The 18,678-nt window shown below is 50.1% G+C and carries 19 protein-coding genes; 11 read left to right on the forward strand and 8 right to left on the reverse strand.

From position 1 onward, the window contains the following. The first annotated feature begins 8 nt into the window (after window positions 1-8). The 3 genes from G9C99_RS06120 to G9C99_RS06130 are packed head-to-tail and all read left to right on the forward strand — an operon-like array spanning window position 9 to window position 1,802. Window positions 9-437, forward strand: coding sequence for a VOC family protein (locus G9C99_RS06120; RefSeq protein ID WP_166416571.1), 429 nt, complete (start codon window positions 9-11; stop codon window positions 435-437). Continuing rightward, a complete protein-coding gene (locus G9C99_RS06125; RefSeq protein ID WP_166416572.1) occupies window positions 437-1,102 on the forward strand; it encodes a GDSL-type esterase/lipase family protein in 666 nt (221 codons plus the stop codon). The genes G9C99_RS06120 and G9C99_RS06125 overlap by 1 nt, the downstream gene beginning before the upstream one ends. Further along, window positions 1,092-1,802: a DUF1194 domain-containing protein gene (locus G9C99_RS06130; protein WP_331459976.1), complete on the forward strand. Its 711-nt coding sequence runs from the start codon at window positions 1,092-1,094 to the stop codon at window positions 1,800-1,802. The genes G9C99_RS06125 and G9C99_RS06130 overlap by 11 nt, the downstream gene beginning before the upstream one ends. A gap of 8 nt (window positions 1,803-1,810) precedes the next feature. Here G9C99_RS06130 and G9C99_RS06135 read toward each other — a convergent pair whose 3' ends face one another. The 3 genes from G9C99_RS06135 to G9C99_RS06145 all read right to left on the reverse strand — a co-directional run bounded on the left by G9C99_RS06135 (window position 1,811) and on the right by G9C99_RS06145 (window position 3,074). Continuing rightward, window positions 1,811-2,311 carry a MarR family winged helix-turn-helix transcriptional regulator gene (locus tag G9C99_RS06135; protein WP_166416573.1) on the reverse strand — a complete coding sequence of 167 codons (501 nt, stop codon included), beginning with the start codon at window positions 2,309-2,311 and terminating at the stop codon, window positions 1,811-1,813. 96 nt (window positions 2,312-2,407) lie between these two features. Beyond that, window positions 2,408-2,671 carry a succinate dehydrogenase assembly factor 2 gene (locus tag G9C99_RS06140; RefSeq protein WP_166416574.1) on the reverse strand — a complete coding sequence of 88 codons (264 nt, stop codon included), beginning with the start codon at window positions 2,669-2,671 and terminating at the stop codon, window positions 2,408-2,410. After that, the gene (locus G9C99_RS06145; RefSeq protein WP_166416575.1) at window positions 2,664-3,074 is read right to left on the reverse strand and encodes a helix-turn-helix domain-containing protein; all 411 of its coding nucleotides are present in this window, start codon (window positions 3,072-3,074) and stop codon (window positions 2,664-2,666) included. The genes G9C99_RS06140 and G9C99_RS06145 overlap by 8 nt, the downstream gene beginning before the upstream one ends. A 90-nt stretch (window positions 3,075-3,164) precedes the next feature. Between G9C99_RS06145 and G9C99_RS06150 the strand changes: the two genes are divergently transcribed. Together G9C99_RS06150 and G9C99_RS06155 are read left to right on the forward strand one after the other, a co-directional pair. After that, entirely contained in the window at window positions 3,165-4,373 is a 1,209-nt protein-coding gene (locus tag G9C99_RS06150; RefSeq protein ID WP_166416576.1) for a pyridoxal phosphate-dependent aminotransferase, read from the forward strand. 9 nt (window positions 4,374-4,382) lie between these two features. Continuing rightward, entirely contained in the window at window positions 4,383-4,799 is a 417-nt protein-coding gene (locus tag G9C99_RS06155) for a hypothetical protein (protein WP_166416577.1), read from the forward strand. A gap of 43 nt (window positions 4,800-4,842) precedes the next feature. On the opposite strand, the gene G9C99_RS06160 is transcribed toward G9C99_RS06155, so the two are convergent. The 3 genes from G9C99_RS06160 to G9C99_RS06170 all read right to left on the reverse strand — a co-directional run bounded on the left by G9C99_RS06160 (window position 4,843) and on the right by G9C99_RS06170 (window position 7,973). Further along, window positions 4,843-6,204 carry an MATE family efflux transporter gene (locus G9C99_RS06160; RefSeq protein WP_166416578.1) on the reverse strand — a complete coding sequence of 454 codons (1,362 nt, stop codon included), beginning with the start codon at window positions 6,202-6,204 and terminating at the stop codon, window positions 4,843-4,845. Between the two features lie 53 nt (window positions 6,205-6,257). Continuing rightward, entirely contained in the window at window positions 6,258-7,178 is a 921-nt protein-coding gene (gene ppk2 / locus G9C99_RS06165) for a polyphosphate kinase 2 (protein WP_166416579.1), read from the reverse strand. 186 nt (window positions 7,179-7,364) lie between these two features. Beyond that, a complete protein-coding gene (locus G9C99_RS06170; protein ID WP_166416580.1) occupies window positions 7,365-7,973 on the reverse strand; it encodes a carboxymuconolactone decarboxylase family protein in 609 nt (202 codons plus the stop codon). A gap of 138 nt (window positions 7,974-8,111) precedes the next feature. Between G9C99_RS06170 and G9C99_RS06175 the strand changes: the two genes are divergently transcribed. Next, window positions 8,112-9,299 (forward strand): tetratricopeptide repeat protein, encoded by a 1,188-nt coding sequence (locus G9C99_RS06175; RefSeq protein ID WP_166416581.1) that lies wholly within the window; start codon window positions 8,112-8,114, stop codon window positions 9,297-9,299. Window positions 9,300-9,336: 37 nt separating this feature from the next. On the opposite strand, the gene G9C99_RS06180 is transcribed toward G9C99_RS06175, so the two are convergent. Beyond that, on the reverse strand, window positions 9,337-10,755 hold the full coding sequence (locus G9C99_RS06180; RefSeq protein WP_166416582.1) for a pyridoxal phosphate-dependent decarboxylase family protein: 1,419 nt from the start codon (window positions 10,753-10,755) through the stop codon (window positions 9,337-9,339). Between the two features lie 200 nt (window positions 10,756-10,955). On the opposite strand from G9C99_RS06180, the gene parE reads away from it, so the two are divergent. Together parE and rimO are read left to right on the forward strand one after the other, a co-directional pair. Beyond that, complete coding sequence (parE, locus tag G9C99_RS06185) at window positions 10,956-12,920, forward strand: DNA topoisomerase IV subunit B (RefSeq protein WP_166416583.1); 1,965 nt, start codon at window positions 10,956-10,958, stop codon at window positions 12,918-12,920. Between the two features lie 54 nt (window positions 12,921-12,974). After that, window positions 12,975-14,378 carry a 30S ribosomal protein S12 methylthiotransferase RimO gene (gene rimO / locus G9C99_RS06190; protein WP_166416584.1) on the forward strand — a complete coding sequence of 468 codons (1,404 nt, stop codon included), beginning with the start codon at window positions 12,975-12,977 and terminating at the stop codon, window positions 14,376-14,378. A gap of 10 nt (window positions 14,379-14,388) precedes the next feature. Here rimO and G9C99_RS06195 read toward each other — a convergent pair whose 3' ends face one another. Continuing rightward, entirely contained in the window at window positions 14,389-14,853 is a 465-nt protein-coding gene (locus G9C99_RS06195) for a deoxycytidylate deaminase (protein WP_166416585.1), read from the reverse strand. Between G9C99_RS06195 and G9C99_RS06200 the strand changes: the two genes are divergently transcribed. The 3 genes from G9C99_RS06200 to G9C99_RS06210 all read left to right on the forward strand — a co-directional run bounded on the left by G9C99_RS06200 (window position 14,853) and on the right by G9C99_RS06210 (window position 18,655). Then, window positions 14,853-15,560 (forward strand): dCTP deaminase domain-containing protein, encoded by a 708-nt coding sequence (locus G9C99_RS06200; protein WP_166416586.1) that lies wholly within the window; start codon window positions 14,853-14,855, stop codon window positions 15,558-15,560. The two genes, G9C99_RS06195 and G9C99_RS06200, sit on opposite strands and share 1 nt — an antisense overlap. Window positions 15,561-15,869: 309 nt before the next feature. Beyond that, the gene (locus G9C99_RS06205) at window positions 15,870-17,414 is read left to right on the forward strand and encodes a 2-isopropylmalate synthase (protein ID WP_166416587.1); all 1,545 of its coding nucleotides are present in this window, start codon (window positions 15,870-15,872) and stop codon (window positions 17,412-17,414) included. A gap of 200 nt (window positions 17,415-17,614) precedes the next feature. Further along, a complete protein-coding gene (locus tag G9C99_RS06210; RefSeq protein ID WP_166416588.1) occupies window positions 17,615-18,655 on the forward strand; it encodes a rod shape-determining protein in 1,041 nt (346 codons plus the stop codon). The last annotated feature ends 23 nt before the right edge of the window (window positions 18,656-18,678 follow it).

The raw sequence follows: 18,678 nt of genomic DNA on the forward strand, positions 1-18,678 counted from the left end.
ATACAAAAATGAAAGTTAAATACCTCCACACGATGGTGCGGGTGTCAGATCTAGAAGCCTCAATGGGTTTCTATTCGCTCCTGGGGTTAAACGAAGTTAAGCGATATGAAAGCGATGCTGGGCGATTTACACTCGTTTATCTTGCTGCGGACGGGGATGAGGATTGCCCACTCGAACTGACCTATAATTGGGATGGTGACACAGGCTTGCCTTCGGATGGTCGCCATTTTGGGCACCTCGCTTATGGTGTCGAAAACATTTACGAGATGTGCGCGAAATTACAGGATGCAGGTGTCACGATCAACCGTGCACCTCATGATGGACGCATGGCATTTGTGCGTTCCCCTGACAATATTTCGATTGAATTGCTGCAAATCGGCGAAGCGTTAACGCCTGCTGAACCTTGGCTGAGCATGACCAGCACAGGCCACTGGTAATGAAGAAACGCGTCATGGTGTACGGGGATTCAAATTCCTGGGGCTACCTATCAGATGGATTGGGCATTCGCTGTCCAGATCGTTGGCCTGTTGTCATGGCGCGCCTCTTAAACGTAGAACTGATAGAGGAGTGCCTGCCCGGCCGAACAACTGTACATGATGACCCCGAATTTATGGGTGATATCATGAATGGGCTTCGCCACCTCCCCGTTGCCTTAAAATCCCACAGCCCATTGGACACTCTCATCATTATGTTAGGTACCAATGATCTAAAATCACGGTTCAACCCAAGTGCTGAAAAGATCGCCAAAAACATCGGCAAACTGATAGACTGTGCCATCAAGACCGGCGCGGGGCAAAGCAACTGGGAAGATACCACTCCTCCCAATATATACGTCGTCGTTCCTCCCAAACTTCCCGAATACGTGAATGACCCGCAATGGGAGCGATGCGAAGAATGGAAAGGCGGTTATTCAGCGTCCCTATCACTTTTCGCAGCCGTGCAGGCTAATACTTCCTCAAACGCAATTCCAATTTTTGACGCAGGTTCAGTGATCGCAGGAGCAGTAGATGATCCGATACATTGGACCCAAGCGAGTCACAAAATTCTAGGGGAAACCATCGCAAATTGGATTGCTAGTCTTGAGAAATTGCGTGATAAATAAAGTTGTATCGGCCGTTGTCCTTAGTTTAATCGCCACTTCAGCCGCTGCTACATGCCGTCAGGCATTACTGCTAGGCTTAGATGTTTCTGGCTCTGTTGATGCACGCGAATACCGTTTGCAATTGGATGGCCTTGCCAATGCCTTTGATACCCCGTCAGTCCGAAGCGCGCTTCTGTCTTTTCCTGCTGCACCAGTTTCTATCGGTGTTTTTGAATGGAGCGGAGCAACACGACAAAGGCTTTTAGTCCCTTGGACTTCAATCAGCAGTACTGAGGATTTAAACGACCTCATCTCTGTTTTGCATTCGGCCCAACGTGTTCCGCTCGGGCAATCTACGGCACTCGGAAGCGCCATGGCCTTCGCTGCAAATTATCTAGAGCAACAAAGCGAATGTTGGAGTAAAACACTGGACATATCGGGTGACGGGCCATCAAACAGCGGCCCTCGTCCCCGTGATATCGCCCAACATAGCAGCTATGACTCGATTACAATAAACGCTTTGGTTATCGGGTCTGATCCAAACTGGGGAACAGATCAGCGCTCGGAACAGATAGGGGAGTTAAAGGCTTATTTTGAAAGTGAAGTCATACGAGGGCCGATTGCATTCGTCGAAGTCGCTCTGGGATTTGAGGATTACGAAGAAGCCATGATACGCAAGCTTTTACGAGAACTAGAGGGGCTCGTTCTGAGCCAACTTTAACAAGCCTCTTAGTAGATATAACGAATTTGATCCGTCCAATACCGCTCCATACGGCGCAGCGCAGAATTGATTTCATCAATACCATCCGTTCCCAGAACACCGCGCGCTTGTAAACCATCAGCGTGCCGCTCAAATAACTCGGAAACAACATCGCGAATTTCACGACCTCTGGGCGTGAGACGTACGCGTACCGAACGGCGATCGATTTCACACCGTTGATGATGCATGAAGCCCATCTCGACCAATTTTTTCAGGTTATATGAAACATTTGAACCCTGATAATAGCCGCGGCTTTTTAATTCACCAGCAGTGACTTCGTTATCGCCAATATTGAACAACAATAACGCCTGGACCGCATTTATTTCCAAAACGCCTACGCGTTCAAACTCATCTTTAATGACATCCAAGAGCAATCGGTGCAGCCTCTCTACAAGCGCAAGCGCTTCCAGATAGTTGACCATGAAATTGGCCTGTTTGTCGGGGGCATTTACTGCCGAATAGATACTCATCTTTTTCTCCGCCGAGGTTTCTTAACCACAGAGGTTGGGAGAAAATGCCAAACATTCGGTTAAATCAGGCGAAAAGCAGGCGAAAATTGTAACGATCTACGAACGAACCATATTATTAGCGATTGAAGTCATCAAATCCAGATAGGTTTCCGGTGTTGGCACAGCACCTGTAACCCATTGATAAAGATCATGATCATTCTCTTCGAGTAAGACCTCATATAGATCGAGCTCAACAGGATTTAAGCCCGTCAATTTTGTTTCTGAAAATCCGCCTAAAATTATATCCATCTCTTTGATACCGCGGCGCATGGATCGCATTTTAAGACGTTTCAGGCGGTTTTCAGGGAGCTCTTCAGGCATTTATATCATTTTCCACACTGTGAAGCGCCGTTCTTAGGCGTTTTTCCATCCGTCCGAGTCGCGCAGCGGTCTGTGTCATTTCCAATTGCATCTCGCGTATTTCCAGCAGAATTGAACGAATATCATCCCCCTGTGGTAATTCTTCATGTGCGTTTGCGATTCCGTCGCCTTCGCCATTGATCAACCAGGTCATCGAAACCCCTAATAGACCAGCAAGTCGAACCACTTTGTTTGCTCTGGGTTCCGATAGATCACCTTCCCAAGCATGAATCGTTTTTAACTTCACACCCAATCGTCTTGAGAGTTCTTCTTGTGACATCCCCAAAGCATCGCGTGCGCCGGCGACACGATCTCCAAAAGTCGAAATTTCAGCACCGAACCAGTCGTTCTCTGCGTCTGTCATTGAATTATATCCTTTGTTCAAAAGACTTGATGGGACTTACGGCGCACCCTATGACATGAAACCGGAACATACAAACCGGAGTCCTCTTTTATGTCTTTCCTCGCAAACACGTTGTCACGCGTCAAACCTTCTCCGACGATCGCAATTTCAACCAAAGCAAAAGACCTAAAGGCAGAAGGCCGCGACATTATTGCTTTATCCGCTGGCGAACCCGATTTTGATACACCTCAAAACATCAAAGACGCAGCAATTGCGGCGATCAACTCAGGGAAAACAAAATACACAGCACCTGATGGAATGCCTGAACTGAAAGAGGCCATCTGTGCAAAATTCAAACGCGAAAATAGCCTGAACTATACACCTACACAGGTTTCTGTTGGCACAGGCGGCAAACAAATCCTTTATAATGCTTTGATGGCGACTTTGAATCCTGGCGATGAGGTGCTGATCCCTGCCCCGTATTGGGTAAGCTATCCTGATATGGTGCTTCTTGCAGGCGGCGAACCTACTTTCGTTGCAGCCAGCATAGAGAATAAATTCAAAATAACACCCGAGGCCCTAGAAGCAGCGATCACACCAAAAACCAAATGGTTCATTTTCAATTCTCCGTCGAACCCAACAGGTGCTGGTTATACATGGGATGAACTCAGGGCCCTCACGGATGTATTGCTGCGCCATCCTCATGTTTGGGTGATGTCAGATGATATGTATGAACACCTCGCCTATGATGGTTTTAAATTCTGCACTCCTGCCGAGGTAGAGCCAAAGCTCTATGACCGCACATTAACCACCAATGGTGTTTCAAAAGCATACGCAATGACAGGATGGCGCATAGGATACGCCGCTGGGCCGGTTGAACTCATAGCTGCGATGCGCAAAATCCAAAGCCAATCAACATCGAATCCTTGTTCGGTCAGTCAATGGGCCGCCGTCGAAGCATTGAATGGCACCCAAGATTACCTCCCAGAAAACAATGTAATGTTTAAACGCCGTCGCGACCTTGTGGTATCAATGTTGAGTGAAATCGAAGGTGTCACCTGTCCAACACCCGAAGGGGCATTTTATGTGTACCCATTTATTTCCGGCCTGATTGGAAAAACATCCGCCGGTGGAACACAAATCACCAACGACGAAGCTTTTGCAACAGCGTTGTTAGAGGAAACTGGCGTTGCTGTCGTGTTTGGCGCTGCCTTTGGGCTTTCGCCAGCGTTCCGTGTGAGTTACGCTACATCTGACGAAGCCTTAAAAGATGCCTGCACGCGCATCCAAGGGTTCTGTAACGGTTTGAAGGCATCATAAGGGGCATCAATGTCTGCGCATTTGCCAGAATTTTATTTTCGTGTCCGTGAAAACGGTGCGCTGGTTTTTCGAATTGATACGGAAAACCGGCAGCGCCGGATTGATATGGACCAGATTGCTGTCGCAAATATTAAAAATGGTGAAATCAAACCGCACGGCAAACGAGAACTCAGTGATGAAGAACATATTGTCATCGAGGAGTGGATGGCAGAACGCACCGCACTTCTTGCAAAACGCGATATAGACGACATTCACCGCGCGGTTGATTACATGAACCTCACAACCCAGTGGGTTCAGTCCCGTGCAACCGATGAACAATTAGAAGATGTTACTGATCGCCTCTTGTTGGCAATGCATGATTTGCGCGCGCTCCTAGTTCGTAAGAAAGCCGACCGGCTTATGGCTGAGCGCGAGAAAAACAGCTAATTTCAAAATGAGTAGAGTATGCAGTGAGGAAGCAATTGCCACCTCACTGTTGAAAAACAGGTATCCAGTTTTTACGCCGCCAGAATCTCGCGTTCAAAAACAGAGCCGCGCAGGATAACCCAACAACCAGCCCGATCCACACGCCCGGCGCACCGTATCCTAAAGGTTGGCTCAGGATATAAGCCACCGGCACACCAATCCCCCAATAGCTCAATGCTGCATATATCATAGGGATACGGGTGTCCTGCACGCCCCGAAGCAATCCAAGCGCCTGCGCCTGTGTTCCGTCTGCCAATTGAAACAACGCAGCAAGCACAAGCAATGTGACCCCAACTTGAACAATCTCAGTACGTGCTTCTTCGCCAGGATCTAAAAATGCACCTATAAACACCTCCGGAAACGTGACAAAGGCAATTGTCGTAACAACGGAGAAACCGAACGACATCATCGTTACAACTTTCCCCCCCATTCGGAGACCTTCTTCGTCTTGCCGGCCGTATGCACGCCCCGCTCTGATTGTCGCAACGCTGCCAAGTCCCAAGTGTACCATGAAAGTGATTGCAGCCAGTTGTACAGCAATCCCATGCGCCGCAAGTTCAATTGTACCAACCCAGCCTACCATCAGCGCAGCCGCGGCAAACAAGCCCGCTTCCGCCAACATGGTAAAGCTAATCGGTGCGCCTAACCGAAAAACAGCAAAAAACGCCCCCCAGTCCGCACGCCAGAACCGCTGAAACAAAGCATGCTCTGGAAAAACACGTTGCGCGTACCAGATTAAAATGAGCAACGATAAAACCTGCGTCGCAACAGATGCGATTGCGGCCCCACGAACGCCCAACTCAGGCGCACCCCAATTGCCGAAAATAAGCAGGTAATTCAAAAAAACATTCAAAACAGCGCTGCCAATTGTTGCCCACAGCAATATTCCAGTGCGCTCCAATGCTGACAAATAGCTTTTTAAGGTCATAACCATTAAAGCCGGGAAAATTCCAAACCCGGCGATGATCAAATATTGTTCACCCAAAAATGCGATGCCACTCTCTTGCCCTAAGCTGCCCAATATGAATTCAGCTTCAATGAATAACGGCATGACCAATGTTGCGGCCAAAAGGGATATCCAAATACCCATTCGGGTCACACGCCGCACATCCGCAGTATTGCCCTTCCCTTCGGCCTCCGCGACGAGCGGCATAACTGCGCCTGCAAAGCCTGAACAAAAAATAAAGATGACAAAGAAATAAGAGCTGGCAAGCGTCAATGCAGCAAGTGCTTCGACACTGTACCACCCCAGCATTACCGTATCTGTTACGCCAATCGCCATCTGCGCAATGTGGCTCCCGATTAACGGAAGCCCCAGACTCAACACTGCTTTTGCGTGTGTTCCAAATGTATTATTCGTTTCCATAGCTAAGGCGTAACGCCCCGCTGCGTGCCCTGCAAGCCTTCTTAATCATAGTGTTAAGATGGGTGCAGTGATGTTCCTAAGATATGTTCAGAATTATGCACGACATGGCTTGCGCTACCAACGATCAAAGGATCGGCTTCACCCACAACTTTGTAGTCTTTATCTGGATATTCCAGCGTTGACAAAAAGTGGCGCATACAATTTAAACGCGCGCGTTTTTTGTCGTTTGATTTCACAATAGTCCAAGGTGCATCAGCGGTATCGGTGTAAAAGAACATCGCCTCTTTCGCTTCGGTGTAATCGTCCCATTTGGCTAAACTCGCCTGATCAATCGGTGACAATTTCCAACGCTTAAGTGGGTCATTCTTTCGCCCATCAAACCTACGCTTTTGCTCATCCTGTGTTACCGAAAACCAATATTTATAAAGCTGAACACCTGAACGTGTTAGCATGCGCTCCAGTTCCGGTGTCTGACGCATGAACTCCAAATATTCATTTGGTGTGCAAAACCCCATCACACGCTCCACGCCAGCGCGGTTGTACCAAGAACGGTCAAAAAACACCATTTCCCCTGCAGTTGGGAAATGCTGAATATAACGCTGATAATACCACTGGCCCCGCTCTAAGTTGGTTGGTTTATTTAATGCAACCACACGTGCTTCACGTGGGTTAAGATGCTCCATAAACCGCTTAATGGTTCCACCTTTACCTGCCGCATCACGCCCCTCAAAAAACAGTGCAAATTTTTGCCCTGTATCCTGCGCCCATTTTTGAACTTTCAGTAGCTCCGCCTGCAACTCAGCCTTTTGAGCTTCATACTCCTTGCGGCCCATTTTCTTGCCATACGGATAAATTCCCTGTTCAAACCCTTGCCGCGAAATATTGGGGGCAATTTTTGGAAACACTTTGTCGTTTTCGGTGGTCAGACCAGAAATATCTTGGGCCTCAACGGGGGTGGAAATGAGTTCAGTCATGGGCGTCTCCTTAGAATTCGCCCATACTATGATCTATTTCATCGTCCACCACTTTGACGTGCATCAAATAAACTGCACACGATTATGATCAACGTTATCCTTAACATATTGTGCGCCAATCCGAGAGCGCAACAAAGTGCAGCTCGAGAAATAAGGCGGCCCCTTGGGGCCACAGTTTTCTTAAATTCAGCGATGGTTCCAATCGTCGGGGTCGTCAGAATTATTCGGCGACAAACCTATAATGTCGCCCTTTGTCGAACATCCCAATCCCAATACTGTACGATTTGCATATGAAAAATACGCAGAAACCTGATTAATCTCCACAATTTCCCCGTCATCATAACCTACATCCCGCAATGCCTGAATATCGCTCTCAGCTAATCCATTCGGATCGCGCGTTAACATCCGCGCATATCGCAAAGCCTGTTTTTGCGCTGTATCCAAAGGGATTGAATCAATGTCTCCTGCATCGATTGAACGGCGGATACCTGCAGATTTATCCTCGTCGTTCAAAAGACGTTTCATCCCTGCAAAATGGTGTTCAACGCAGTAATTGCATTCATTCAAGGAAGAGACCCAAACGCCAATACATTCCAAAAACCATTTTGGGATCGTATTGCCCGAATGGTGCAGGACATATTTGTAAATCGCCATATGCCCCTCCATCGAATGGGGCCGCAAACTATGGGACATCATGATATTATCGACGTTGTTATCCGGCCCCTTAACGCGGTCATATAGCATTTTAAGTTTGCCTTTAGCGTCTTCATAGGCAACGGTTTTTATCCAAGCCATCAATCTCTCCCTCATGAATGTGTGAAGTTAGAGAACCACAAGCAGTTCCTAAAACCACCCCCAAATTTCGCTCATTTGCGTTTTCATGCTAGATTGACGTAAGGGCATTTCGCCCGAACAAAAAAAGGGGGATTAGTAATGTTTGGTTTTCGACTGCTTTATGCGGCCTCAGTTTGTTTTACATTGCACATTGTTCCAAGTGCTGCCCAAGATTTATCAACAGAAATAGAAACCGCACTCACCGGTTTAAGCGCTGGCTTTCCAGAAGGCGAAACTGCAGGCTTCAACGCCGCCATTACAGCGGCACCTGCTGGTATTACAGGGGATACATTTGGGCATGCTCTTTTTGCGCAACGACATTTTGATCGTGCCGCCTGGTTCTTTGGCAGCGATGCAGTGGGGGATTTATCCGACCCTGCATCTTTGAATAATTTTTCAGCCATGTTGGTGCAAACCTATTTAAATGACCCTGACAGCTACCCAATTGATTGGCTTGCGACAGCGCATCTGGCGAGCGAACAGGCTGTCGCCTTGGCCCCGAACGAAGCCGCATTTCACAATAATTTAGCGCAAGTCCTCAGACATTTGGGGCAAGATGCCGTTGCTTCGGCCCGCCGCGCGACCGAGCTCGCTCCAGAAGAAACCCTTTATTGGGATAACCTCGCCCGCGCTCTCGAAGCATCCGGCGACAGCGAGGGCGCGGCAGCAGCTTTGGCTCGTTCGCATGCCATATCGCCAAACGCCCTGTCATTACAAATGGCTCGCGCCTCGATGCCCAATGTTGCAGGCAGCTACACAAGCGCGATCCAACCGAACTGCAATGTGAACTTCGGTTGCGAAGAAAACTGTCCTCGCTCCATTATCGGGCGCATCATGTTTGTGACATGCGAAATTGAAAACCAATCTGCTCAACTCGCGTGTCTCGAAGGGCTCCCCCATCCGACGTCCTACCGTTGCGAAGAGGAATTTCCTGAATACGGTATTTTGATTCCGGGTTTGAACTCTGGGTTCTCTGTCGCTGTTCCCGGATTTAGCATGCATGTGTTGGTCAATGGCGATGGAACCATCCGAACACGTGTTGAATTTGGTGCAAGCGCTGGCCCTCTTACTGCATATGCGGGAACCGATGGGCGTTTCCAACCTGATGGCGGTGTGAGCTTTGACAACAACCGCGCAGGCGTGCGTCTGTCTTTGCTCAACCGTAGCCCAGCCGCCCAACAGGCCAGCAACCTCGGCCATCCGCCGGCCCATATCGAGCTGGAGAATGTTGATGGCGACACATCACTCAATGCCGAAGCCTATAACGCGGGTGTCATTTCCTACTGACCAAAATATGCCCGGCGATAAAACCGGGCATCTATCATTAACCGCGCGCCTTCATCACCGCAGCTAGTGCCGCATCAATATCTGTTTGATGTGTGCGATGATTGGTGATTGCGGCCCGCAGGACTTTCACCCCATCAACGAGCGTTGTTGAAAATACAGCTTCACCGTTTTCTTGAAGGTCCTCTGAAATACGCTGATTGAGGTCAGATTGCGCGTCAGCCGCCAGTGTTTCATCGGCGGTGAAAACGCAAACGTTTGACGCAACTGGGGCGACGACACGCATGTTTTGCGCACTCCCCACCTGCGAAGCCATGTAAGCGGCTAAATGGCAGTTCCCTGTAATTGCTTGGGAAAAAGCATCAATCCCATAAGTCTCAAGTGCGGTCCAAACCTTAAGTGCGCGGTTGCCGCGCGACAAATCAATTCCATAATCGCAGAACCACGGATCACCACCAGACAAACCTCGTGCGCCCCCCTGCAAATACGCAGGGCGTGCGGCAAATGCAGCGCGGTGTTCGTCCTCATCACGGATCAAAACGCACCCACAATCATAATTCACATACATCCATTTGTGATAATCAAGCGCAATGGAATCCGCCCGTTCAATCCCATCGGTGAGGCAGCGATACGGGGCCTCTGCAATTCGGGTCCACGCGCCAAACGCCCCATCCACATGCAACCATAAATCCAAATTCTCAGCAGCATCCGCAAGAAGATTTAAATCATCAAATGCGCCAATATCAACGGTTCCCGCATTTCCAACGACCAAAAATGGTTTCGCGCCTGATGCATGATCCTCCGCAACCATTCCAGCCAACGCAGAGACATCCATTTGACCATCAACCGTTGGCACCAGTCGCAAGTTGTCTGACCCAATTCCGAGCAGTTCAATCGCCTTTTTTGATGCATTGTGAACACCACCGCTGGCATAGGCCACCAATCGCACATCCCCTTGCCCGGTCTTACGTACATTCGCGCCTAAGGCCCGAAGGCGCGCCGCCGCAAATGCAATAACTGTCGCCTGAGACGTACCAGTCACCAACACACCGCTGGCCGTTTCAGGAAACCCCATTTGTTGACGTGTCCAATCGATAACAGCCCGTTCCATGTAAACTGCGCCATGATCACGGCCGCCACAGTTAATGTTGGTCACAACATTGGCCATTTCACTTAGGAAACCTGATGCAAGTCCGGTCCCCTGAACCCATCCCCAAAACTGTGGGTGGGGGCTTCCGCAACCATAAGGGAGGACATCCGATTTCAACCGCTCCGTTACAGAAGCATTCTGTGTTCCGATAGCAAAGCGTTCTTTCACCTCTTCGGGAACCGGTTGCCAAGGATAGTCCCGCGCGTTTTGCATCTGATCCATACAGGCGTCCAAAAACGCATGGGCCTCAGAGCGAAAAGCATCCCAATCTTGCGGGTCCAGCGGGGAGGTCTTATTGTCTGAGCTCATTTACCTATCCTTTTCTCTTCTATCAGGCTTTTAGCCAGCACTTGCAGCCCTTATAAAGCCTCCGGCCCAATAAACGAGTTTTTCGAAAGAGAATATCGAATAAATCGCAATGAATAACCCCGCACGAAATTCCCCCCATTGCCCCGCCGCAATCTGCTGTCTAAGATGTATCTCCAATAAGCACAAAAGAGCAGAACCACATGGCAGACGATCTTCTGACGGAACACGATGCACCTGAGCAGACCTACGATGCCTCTTCGATTGAGGTTTTGGAAGGTCTGGAACCCGTCCGAAAACGCCCTGGCATGTATATTGGCGGCACCGATGAACGTGCAATGCACCACATGGTGGCAGAGGTTCTCGACAACTCAATGGATGAAGCTGTCGCCGGGTTCGCCAACCGAATCGAAGTTGAACTGCACGCGGATCATTCGGTCACCATCCGAGACAATGGTCGTGGTATCCCGATCGACCCGCATCCAAAATTCCCCGATAAATCTGCACTCGAAGTTATTTTGTGTACGCTTCATGCTGGCGGTAAATTTTCGGGCAAGGCTTATGAAACATCCGGTGGTTTGCATGGTGTTGGTGCCTCTGTTGTAAACGCATTATCCGACAGCATGGTGGTGCAGGTTGCACGCAACAAAGAAGTATTTGAACAACGTTTTTCGCGCGGCATCCCATTGGGTCCTGTTGAAAAGGTAGGCGCGGCACCTAACCGGCGCGGCACGACTGTGACCTTCCATTCCGACCCAGAAATCTTTGGCAGCCAAAAGATGAAGCCAAAGCGCCTGATGACAATGGTGCGTTCAAAGGCGTATCTTTTTTCTGGCGTTGAAATTCGCTGGAAATCAGCCATTGATGATGGGGAAACCCCGACCGAGGCGACTTTTCATTTTCCCGGCGGCCTAGCGGATTACCTAACGGAGACGCTCGGTAAATCATCAACATACGCCGATACCCCCTTCGCAGGGAAAGTCGACTTTAAAGAGAAATTTGGCGAAGCAGGCTCTGTCGAATGGGCAATCAACTGGACGCCAACGCGTGACGGCTACATTCAATCCTATTGTAACACAGTGCCCACACCTGAGGGCGGCACACACGTAACAGGCTTTTGGGCTGCTATCCTAAAAGGCATCCGGGCCTACGGCGAATTGGTGAGCAATAAAAAAGCTAGCCAAATCACCCGTGATGACCTGACAAACGGCGGCTGTGCGCTGGTATCTTGTTTTATTCGCGAACCACAGTTCGTTGGCCAGACCAAAGATCGGCTTTCAAGTGCGGGCGCAACGCGTCTGGTGGAAAACTCTGTCCGTGATCACTTTGACAACTGGCTGGCCGCAGATACCAAGGCCGCCGGCGCGATTTTGGATTACCTTGTCTTACGGGCCGAAGAACGGCTTCGTCGGCGTCAAGAAAAAGAAACCCAACGCAAATCCGCCACAAAAAAACTGCGCCTGCCCGGTAAACTGACGGACTGTTCGTCAAACAGCCGCGAAGGCACGGAGTTGTTCATTGTTGAGGGTGACTCTGCGGGTGGGTCTGCCAAAATGGCACGCGATCGTAAAACGCAGGCTTTGCTTCCGCTCAAGGGTAAAATCTTAAACGTCCTTGGTGCTGCCAGCTCCAAAATCCATACCAATGCGGAAATAAGCGATATTATTCAGGCGCTTGGCGTTGGGATGGGGTCAAAGTTCAACGTAGATGATCTGCGTTATGAAAAGATCATCATCATGACCGATGCTGATGTCGATGGGGCCCATATCGCTGCACTTCTCATGACGTTCTTCTACACCCAAATGCGCCCGATGATTGATCAGGGCCATCTATATTTGGCTTGCCCACCTTTGTTCCGTCTGACCCAAGGGGCAAAACGCATGTACTGCGTGGATGAGGCCGAAAAGAATAAGATGCTGGAAAAAGGTCTCGGCGGACGTGGTAAGATTGATGTGTCCCGCTTCAAAGGTCTTGGCGAAATGGACGCTAAAGATCTGAAAGACACAACCATGAACCCCAAAACACGCAAGCTGATCCGGGTCAGCATTGATGAGGATGAACCGGGCGAAACCAGCGACCTTGTTGAGCGTTTGATGGGTAAGAAACCTGAAATGCGCTATCAATACATTCAGGAAAACGCCAAATTCGTCGAAGAACTTGACGTTTAAACCTTTCGGCTAAGCCCTCTTCCCCCTGTCGCCGCCCTGCTTTATAGGGGCGGTATGACTTTGAATCCTCCCAGCCTCCGCCCGGACCTCGCGCCCAAAGCGCGCCTTTCTGACATTGCCCGCGAGGGCCAGCCGAAAATCGGTATGGTTTCGCTTGGCTGCCCGAAGGCTTTGGTGGATTCTGAACGCATTCTCACCCGCCTGCGCGCCGAAGGTTATGCCATGTCGCCGGACTATGCTGGTGCAGATGCGGTGATCGTTAACACGTGTGGCTTCCTAGACAGCGCCAAGGCCGAAAGCCTTGAGGCCATTGGTGAGGCCCTGAACGAAAACGGCAAGGTCATTGTCACAGGCTGTTTGGGTGCCGAAGAAGACTACATTCGCGGCACTCACCCGAATGTTTTAGCCGTGACCGGTCCGCATCAATACGAACAGGTTTTGGACGCAGTGCATGGTGCTGTGCCCCCGCAGCCTGATCCGTTTATTGATTTGCTGCCTGCAACGGGCGTATCCCTGACCCCACGCCACTACAGTTACCTAAAGATTTCAGAAGGTTGCAACCACAAGTGCAAGTTCTGCATCATCCCGGATATGCGTGGTCGCCTGCAATCACGCCCGGCCCATGCGATCCTGCGAGAGGCCGAAAAGCTGGTCACAGCAGGCGTTCGCGAACTCTTGGTGATTTCACAGGATACCTCGGCCTATGGGTTGGATCGCAAATACGATATTAACCCGTGGAAAGACCGCGAAGTGCGGTCCCACATCACGGATCTTGCCCGCGAACTTGGACAGATGGAGGCATGGGTGCGCCTGCACTATGTCTACCCCTACCCGCATGTGCGCGACCTAATTCCGCTGATGGCCGAAAGCTGCGCCAATGGCGGTGGCATCCTGCCCTATATGGATATCCCATTTCAACACGCCCACCCTGATGTGCTGAAACGCATGGCGCGTCCGGCGGCGGGATCAAAGACGCTGGAAGAAATCGCCGCATGGCGCGCGACTTGCCCGGATATCACCCTGCGCTCGACCTTTATCGTTGGGTATCCCGGCGAAACAGAGGCAGAATTCCAAACCCTGTTGGATTGGCTGGACGAGGCACAGCTCGATCGCGTTGGGTGCTTTAAATACGAAAACGTCGATGGCGCGCGGTCAAACGCCCTGCCCGATCATCTGGACGAAGACGTGAAGCAAGACCGCTGGGACCGCTTTATGGAGAAATCCCAAGCGATTTCTGAGGCAAAGCTGCAAGCCAAAGTCGGTACCCTGCAACAGGTGATCGTAGACGACGTGGACGAAGACGGCATCGCCACCTGCCGCACCAAAGCAGACGCCCCAGAGATCGACGGCAACCTGTTTATCGACGAAGGCGCAGAAGACTTAAAACCGGGTGATCTGGCGACCGTTGAGGTGGATGAAGCGAGTGAGTATGACTTGTGGGGTAAACGAATATCCTAGTCTATTCGAGTTAAAAAACTTCTGTTTTAACTCCTGCCTCAGCGAGAATAATTTTGGATTTTTCAAAGCTGTGTTTATATGTGTGATCTTCCATTGGCGCTTCGAAAGTCTTCAATGTGGTTATTCCAGACTGAACAATTGCTCTTGCACATTCGGCACAAGGAAAAAGGGTTGAGTACAGTGTCGCGTTTTCCAAGGCAACTCCACTTCGGGCCGCGTTGAATATAGCATTGCGTTCAGCGTGCTCAAACCAAAAGTACTTTTCGCCGTTTTCCTTGGAATATCGTATTGCTTCGGTTCCCAAAACTCCCCTTGGAAGACCATTGTATCCTGTTGAAAGAATCTGGTTTGCTGAACCAACAATTACGACACCTACCTTTCTGCTTGTATCTTCACTCCAAGTTGAAACAAGTTCAGAAAGATCAAAGAACCTTTTATCCCAAACACTAAATTTATTTTGCAAAGGAAGTTTCATTGGGACATCTCATCGTTGGCGAAAGCATTATATCGCAGAAACTCATTAAAAATGGCAACCCTGATTGTATAAAACACAGCACCTACGATTTAACTATCGGCGCGATTTTTCCTGCGGGAGAAAAAAACACGCAAATTGATCCAAACGAAATTTACTATTTAAAGCCAAAGCAGGCTATATTAGTTCTCTCACATGAAGAGTTTGGATTGCCAGGCACAGTCACTGGAATAGCAACCCTTAGAACTACTCTAACGAAGAATGGCTTGCTTGCGTTAAATGTAGGGATTATTGATCCATTCTTTAATGGCCCAATTAGCACCACCTTGATTAACTTTTCATCGAGAGATGTTCCAATTCAGATCGGAATGCCATTCTTTCGAGTTGTCTTTTTTGAGCACACGGACACTACTGACTTCCATCGCGCCGACGAAAGCAAGAAACAAAGCGATTACCACAGTGAATTGCAAATCGCTGCTTATCGAGAGTTTCCGAAGAACTTCATGGATATGCCAATCATGGATCATCGGTTTTATGCTGGAACCGCATTAAAAATGATAAAAGGTCTAGCAATCGTTTACTGGTATTTTTCAATCCCCCTATTTTTGTTCTTTTTGTCCATAGTGAACTACATCATCCAAAATGAACAATATTGGAAATACACTGGGGACACCTTCAAATGGCTCAAAGAGACTATTCCATTCTTTTAGAAGAGATCACCTTTGTTTTAGCCTCATCAGGAGATGGGTTTTTTGTTAGAAGAAAAATACAACTACATTTTCTCACAAAACCCTCTTTTCATTCCCGGCAAAGCCCGTATGATCCGCCCTATGATGACTGACGCACATATGACTCCCCTTGCACTGCGCTTTGGCGCGGGCCGTGGTCTATCTGCGCTCCTCCTTCTCCTAGCCCGCCTCTGAGCGTGCCAAATTGGTGCGTCCGCTCAGAGGATATGCGCAGCGCACCAGAGAAGGTTAAGCCCCAACAGGGCCAGAAATTTACGAAAGATCCATAAAATGACCGATACCGCCAAACAGGACCGCGTTCTGATTTTTGACACCACATTGCGTGACGGTGAGCAATCCCCCGGCGCAACGATGACCCACGAAGAAAAACTGGAAATCGCTGAGATGCTCGACGAAATGGGCGTCGACATTATCGAGGCAGGTTTTCCGATTGCCTCAGAGGGTGATTTCAACGCGGTAAGCGAAATCGCCAAGCGTTCCGTCAACTCTGTCATTTGTGGCTTGGCCCGCGCCCAGTTCCCCGACATTGACCGTTGCTGGGAGGCCGTTAAACACGCCCCGAAACCGCGCATTCACACGTTTATTGGCACCTCCCCGCTGCACCGCGCCATTCCAAACTTGACCCAAGACGAAATGGCCCAGCGTATCCATGATACCGTGAGCCACGCGCGCAACCTCTGCGACAACGTGCAGTGGTCCCCAATGGACGCGACACGCACCGAATGGGACTATCTGTGCCGCACCGTCGAAATCGCGATCAAAGCGGGCGCGTCGACCATCAACATCCCAGACACTGTAGGTTATACCGCCCCGGCAGAATCTGCTGACTTGATCAAACGTTTGATCGAAACGGTTCCGGGTGCTGATGAAATCATCTTTGCAACGCACTGCCATAATGACCTTGGCATGGCCACCGCGAACTCATTGGCCGCAGTTGCCGGTGGTGCGCGTCAGATCGAATGCACCATTAATGGTCTTGGCGAACGCGCAGGTAACACCGCACTCGAAGAAGTGGTCATGGCGCTAAAGGTGCGCAATGATATCATGCCGTGGAAAACCGGCATCGACACCTCAAAGATCATGAATATTTCACGCCGCGTCGCAACTGTATCCGGCTTTTCTGTGCAGTTTAATAAAGCCATCGTTGGTAAAAATGCTTTTGCTCACGAAAGCGGCATTCACCAGGATGGCATGCTGAAAAACGCGGAAACGTTTGAGATCATGCGCCCCGAAGATGTAGGCCTGTCCGAAACCAGCATCGTGATGGGCAAACACTCTGGCCGCGCAGCACTGCGGTCAAAGCTGCAGGATTTGGGGTATGAACTGGCTGACAACCAGCTGAAGGATGTCTTTGTACGTTTCAAAGCCTTGGCGGATCGCAAAAAAGAAGTCTACGACGACGATCTGGTTGCGTTGATGGGTGACAGTTCTGACGTCGAGGATCATATCCAGGTGAAGTTCTTGCGTGTAATTTGCGGCACCGAGGCCCCACAATCAGCAGATTTGACCCTAACAATTGACGGCAAAGATGTGCAGACAACGGCGCAAGGCGATGGCCCGGTCGACGCGGTTTTCAATGCAATCCAAGCCTTGTTTCCACATGATGCGAAACTTGCGCTGTATCAAGTGCATGCCGTGACCGAAGGTACCGATGCGCAAGCCACTGTTTCTGTTCGTTTGGAAGAAGACGGCAAAATAGCCACCGGGCAGTCCTCTGACACAGATACTGTTGTTGCATCTGCCAAGGCCTACGTGAACACGCTTAATCGTTTGTTGGTACGGCGCGAAAAGTCAGCACCTGCTGATTTCGTTTAACTCAAATTACTCTCAAAGGCGGCGTATTGAACCGCCTTTGAGAAATCTCCCCCTAAATAGGGCGGTTCCGGCGGAAAAGCGCGCAATATGTGCCCGTTAGCCCCCTTTACTGCATCGTCTCAAAAACGCATAACTTTGATCACGGCAGAGTGGGTGAGTCTCTGCCCCTTTTGTTTTGCGCTCAAAGGAACTCTGCACTGATGGCCAGCTTTTTCTCCGGCATTTTTTCCTCCGATATGGCAATTGACCTCGGAACGGCGAATACGCTCGTCTACGTCAAGGGCAAAGGCATCATTATGTCTGAACCTTCTGTTGTCGCCTATCACGTCAAAGATGGCGTCAAAAAGGTACTAGCCGTGGGCGAAGATGCAAAACTCATGCTCGGCCGGACACCCGGATCGATCGAGGCCATCCGCCCGATGCGCGAAGGCGTGATCGCGGATTTTGACACCGCCGAAGAAATGATCAAACATTTCATTCGCAAGGCCCACAAGCGCACGACATTTTCCAAGCCAAAAATCATCGTTTGTGTCCCCCATGGCGCGACACCTGTTGAAAAACGTGCCATTCGCCAATCTGTTCTTTCTGCAGGCGCGCGCCGTGCCGGACTGATAGCAGAACCAATTGCTGCGGCAATTGGGGCGGGCATGCCAATCACTGATCCGACCGGGAACATGGTTGTTGATATCGGTGGTGGTACAACTGAGGTGGCTGTTTTGTCTTTGGGTGACATCGTGTACGCGCGTTCTGTGCGTGTTGGTGGCGACCGTATGGACGAAGCGATCATCAGTTATCTGCGTCGTCAGCAAAACCTACTGATCGGTGAAGCCACAGCTGAGCGCATCAAAACATCTATCGGCACCGCAAGAATGCCCGACGACGGACGCGGTACGGCGATGCAAATTCGCGGACGCGACTTGCTGAATGGCGTCCCCAAAGAAACAGAGATCAACCAAGCCCAAGTGGCCGAGGCCCTTGCCGAACCAGTGCAACAGATTTGCGAAGCAGTGATGACTGCTCTCGAGGCAACGCCGCCAGATCTGGCTGCTGACATTGTGGACCGTGGTGTTATGCTTACCGGTGGTGGCGCGCTCCTCGGCGAACTTGATCTCGCTCTGCGGGAACAAACCGGATTGTCCATCTCTGTTGCAGACGAAAGTCTCAATTGTGTGGCTTTGGGAACCGGCAAAGCGCTTGAGTATGAAAAACTGCTGCGCCACGTCATCGACTACGACAGTTAAACCTAACGGCACGAAGGAGTGCC

Source organism: Cochlodiniinecator piscidefendens (assembly GCF_011326755.1).
In the GTDB taxonomy this organism is placed as follows: Bacteria; Pseudomonadota; Alphaproteobacteria; order Rhodobacterales; family Rhodobacteraceae; genus Cochlodiniinecator; species Cochlodiniinecator piscidefendens.

Bases quoted from the DNA above. Each gene is read 5' to 3' on its own strand.
- G9C99_RS06120 (WP_166416571.1), top strand. From the start codon at position 9: ATGAAAGTTAAATACCTCCACACGATGGTGCGGGTGTCAGATCTAGAA.
- G9C99_RS06125 (WP_166416572.1), top strand. From the start codon at position 437: ATGAAGAAACGCGTCATGGTGTACGGGGATTCAAATTCCTGGGGCTAC.
- G9C99_RS06135 (WP_166416573.1), bottom strand. From the start codon at position 2,311: ATGAGTATCTATTCGGCAGTAAATGCCCCCGACAAACAGGCCAATTTC.
- G9C99_RS06140 (WP_166416574.1), bottom strand. From the start codon at position 2,671: ATGCCTGAAGAGCTCCCTGAAAACCGCCTGAAACGTCTTAAAATGCGA.
- G9C99_RS06145 (WP_166416575.1), bottom strand. From the start codon at position 3,074: ATGACAGACGCAGAGAACGACTGGTTCGGTGCTGAAATTTCGACTTTT.
- G9C99_RS06150 (WP_166416576.1), top strand. From the start codon at position 3,165: ATGTCTTTCCTCGCAAACACGTTGTCACGCGTCAAACCTTCTCCGACG.
- G9C99_RS06155 (WP_166416577.1), top strand. From the start codon at position 4,383: ATGTCTGCGCATTTGCCAGAATTTTATTTTCGTGTCCGTGAAAACGGT.
- G9C99_RS06160 (WP_166416578.1), bottom strand. From the start codon at position 6,204: ATGGAAACGAATAATACATTTGGAACACACGCAAAAGCAGTGTTGAGT.
- ppk2 (WP_166416579.1), bottom strand. From the start codon at position 7,178: ATGACTGAACTCATTTCCACCCCCGTTGAGGCCCAAGATATTTCTGGT.
- G9C99_RS06170 (WP_166416580.1), bottom strand. From the start codon at position 7,973: ATGGCTTGGATAAAAACCGTTGCCTATGAAGACGCTAAAGGCAAACTT.
- G9C99_RS06175 (WP_166416581.1), top strand. From the start codon at position 8,112: ATGTTTGGTTTTCGACTGCTTTATGCGGCCTCAGTTTGTTTTACATTG.
- G9C99_RS06180 (WP_166416582.1), bottom strand. From the start codon at position 10,755: ATGAGCTCAGACAATAAGACCTCCCCGCTGGACCCGCAAGATTGGGAT.
- parE (WP_166416583.1), top strand. From the start codon at position 10,956: ATGGCAGACGATCTTCTGACGGAACACGATGCACCTGAGCAGACCTAC.
- rimO (WP_166416584.1), top strand. From the start codon at position 12,975: ATGACTTTGAATCCTCCCAGCCTCCGCCCGGACCTCGCGCCCAAAGCG.
- G9C99_RS06195 (WP_166416585.1), bottom strand. From the start codon at position 14,853: ATGAAACTTCCTTTGCAAAATAAATTTAGTGTTTGGGATAAAAGGTTC.
- G9C99_RS06205 (WP_166416587.1), top strand. From the start codon at position 15,870: ATGACCGATACCGCCAAACAGGACCGCGTTCTGATTTTTGACACCACA.
- G9C99_RS06210 (WP_166416588.1), top strand. From the start codon at position 17,615: ATGGCCAGCTTTTTCTCCGGCATTTTTTCCTCCGATATGGCAATTGAC.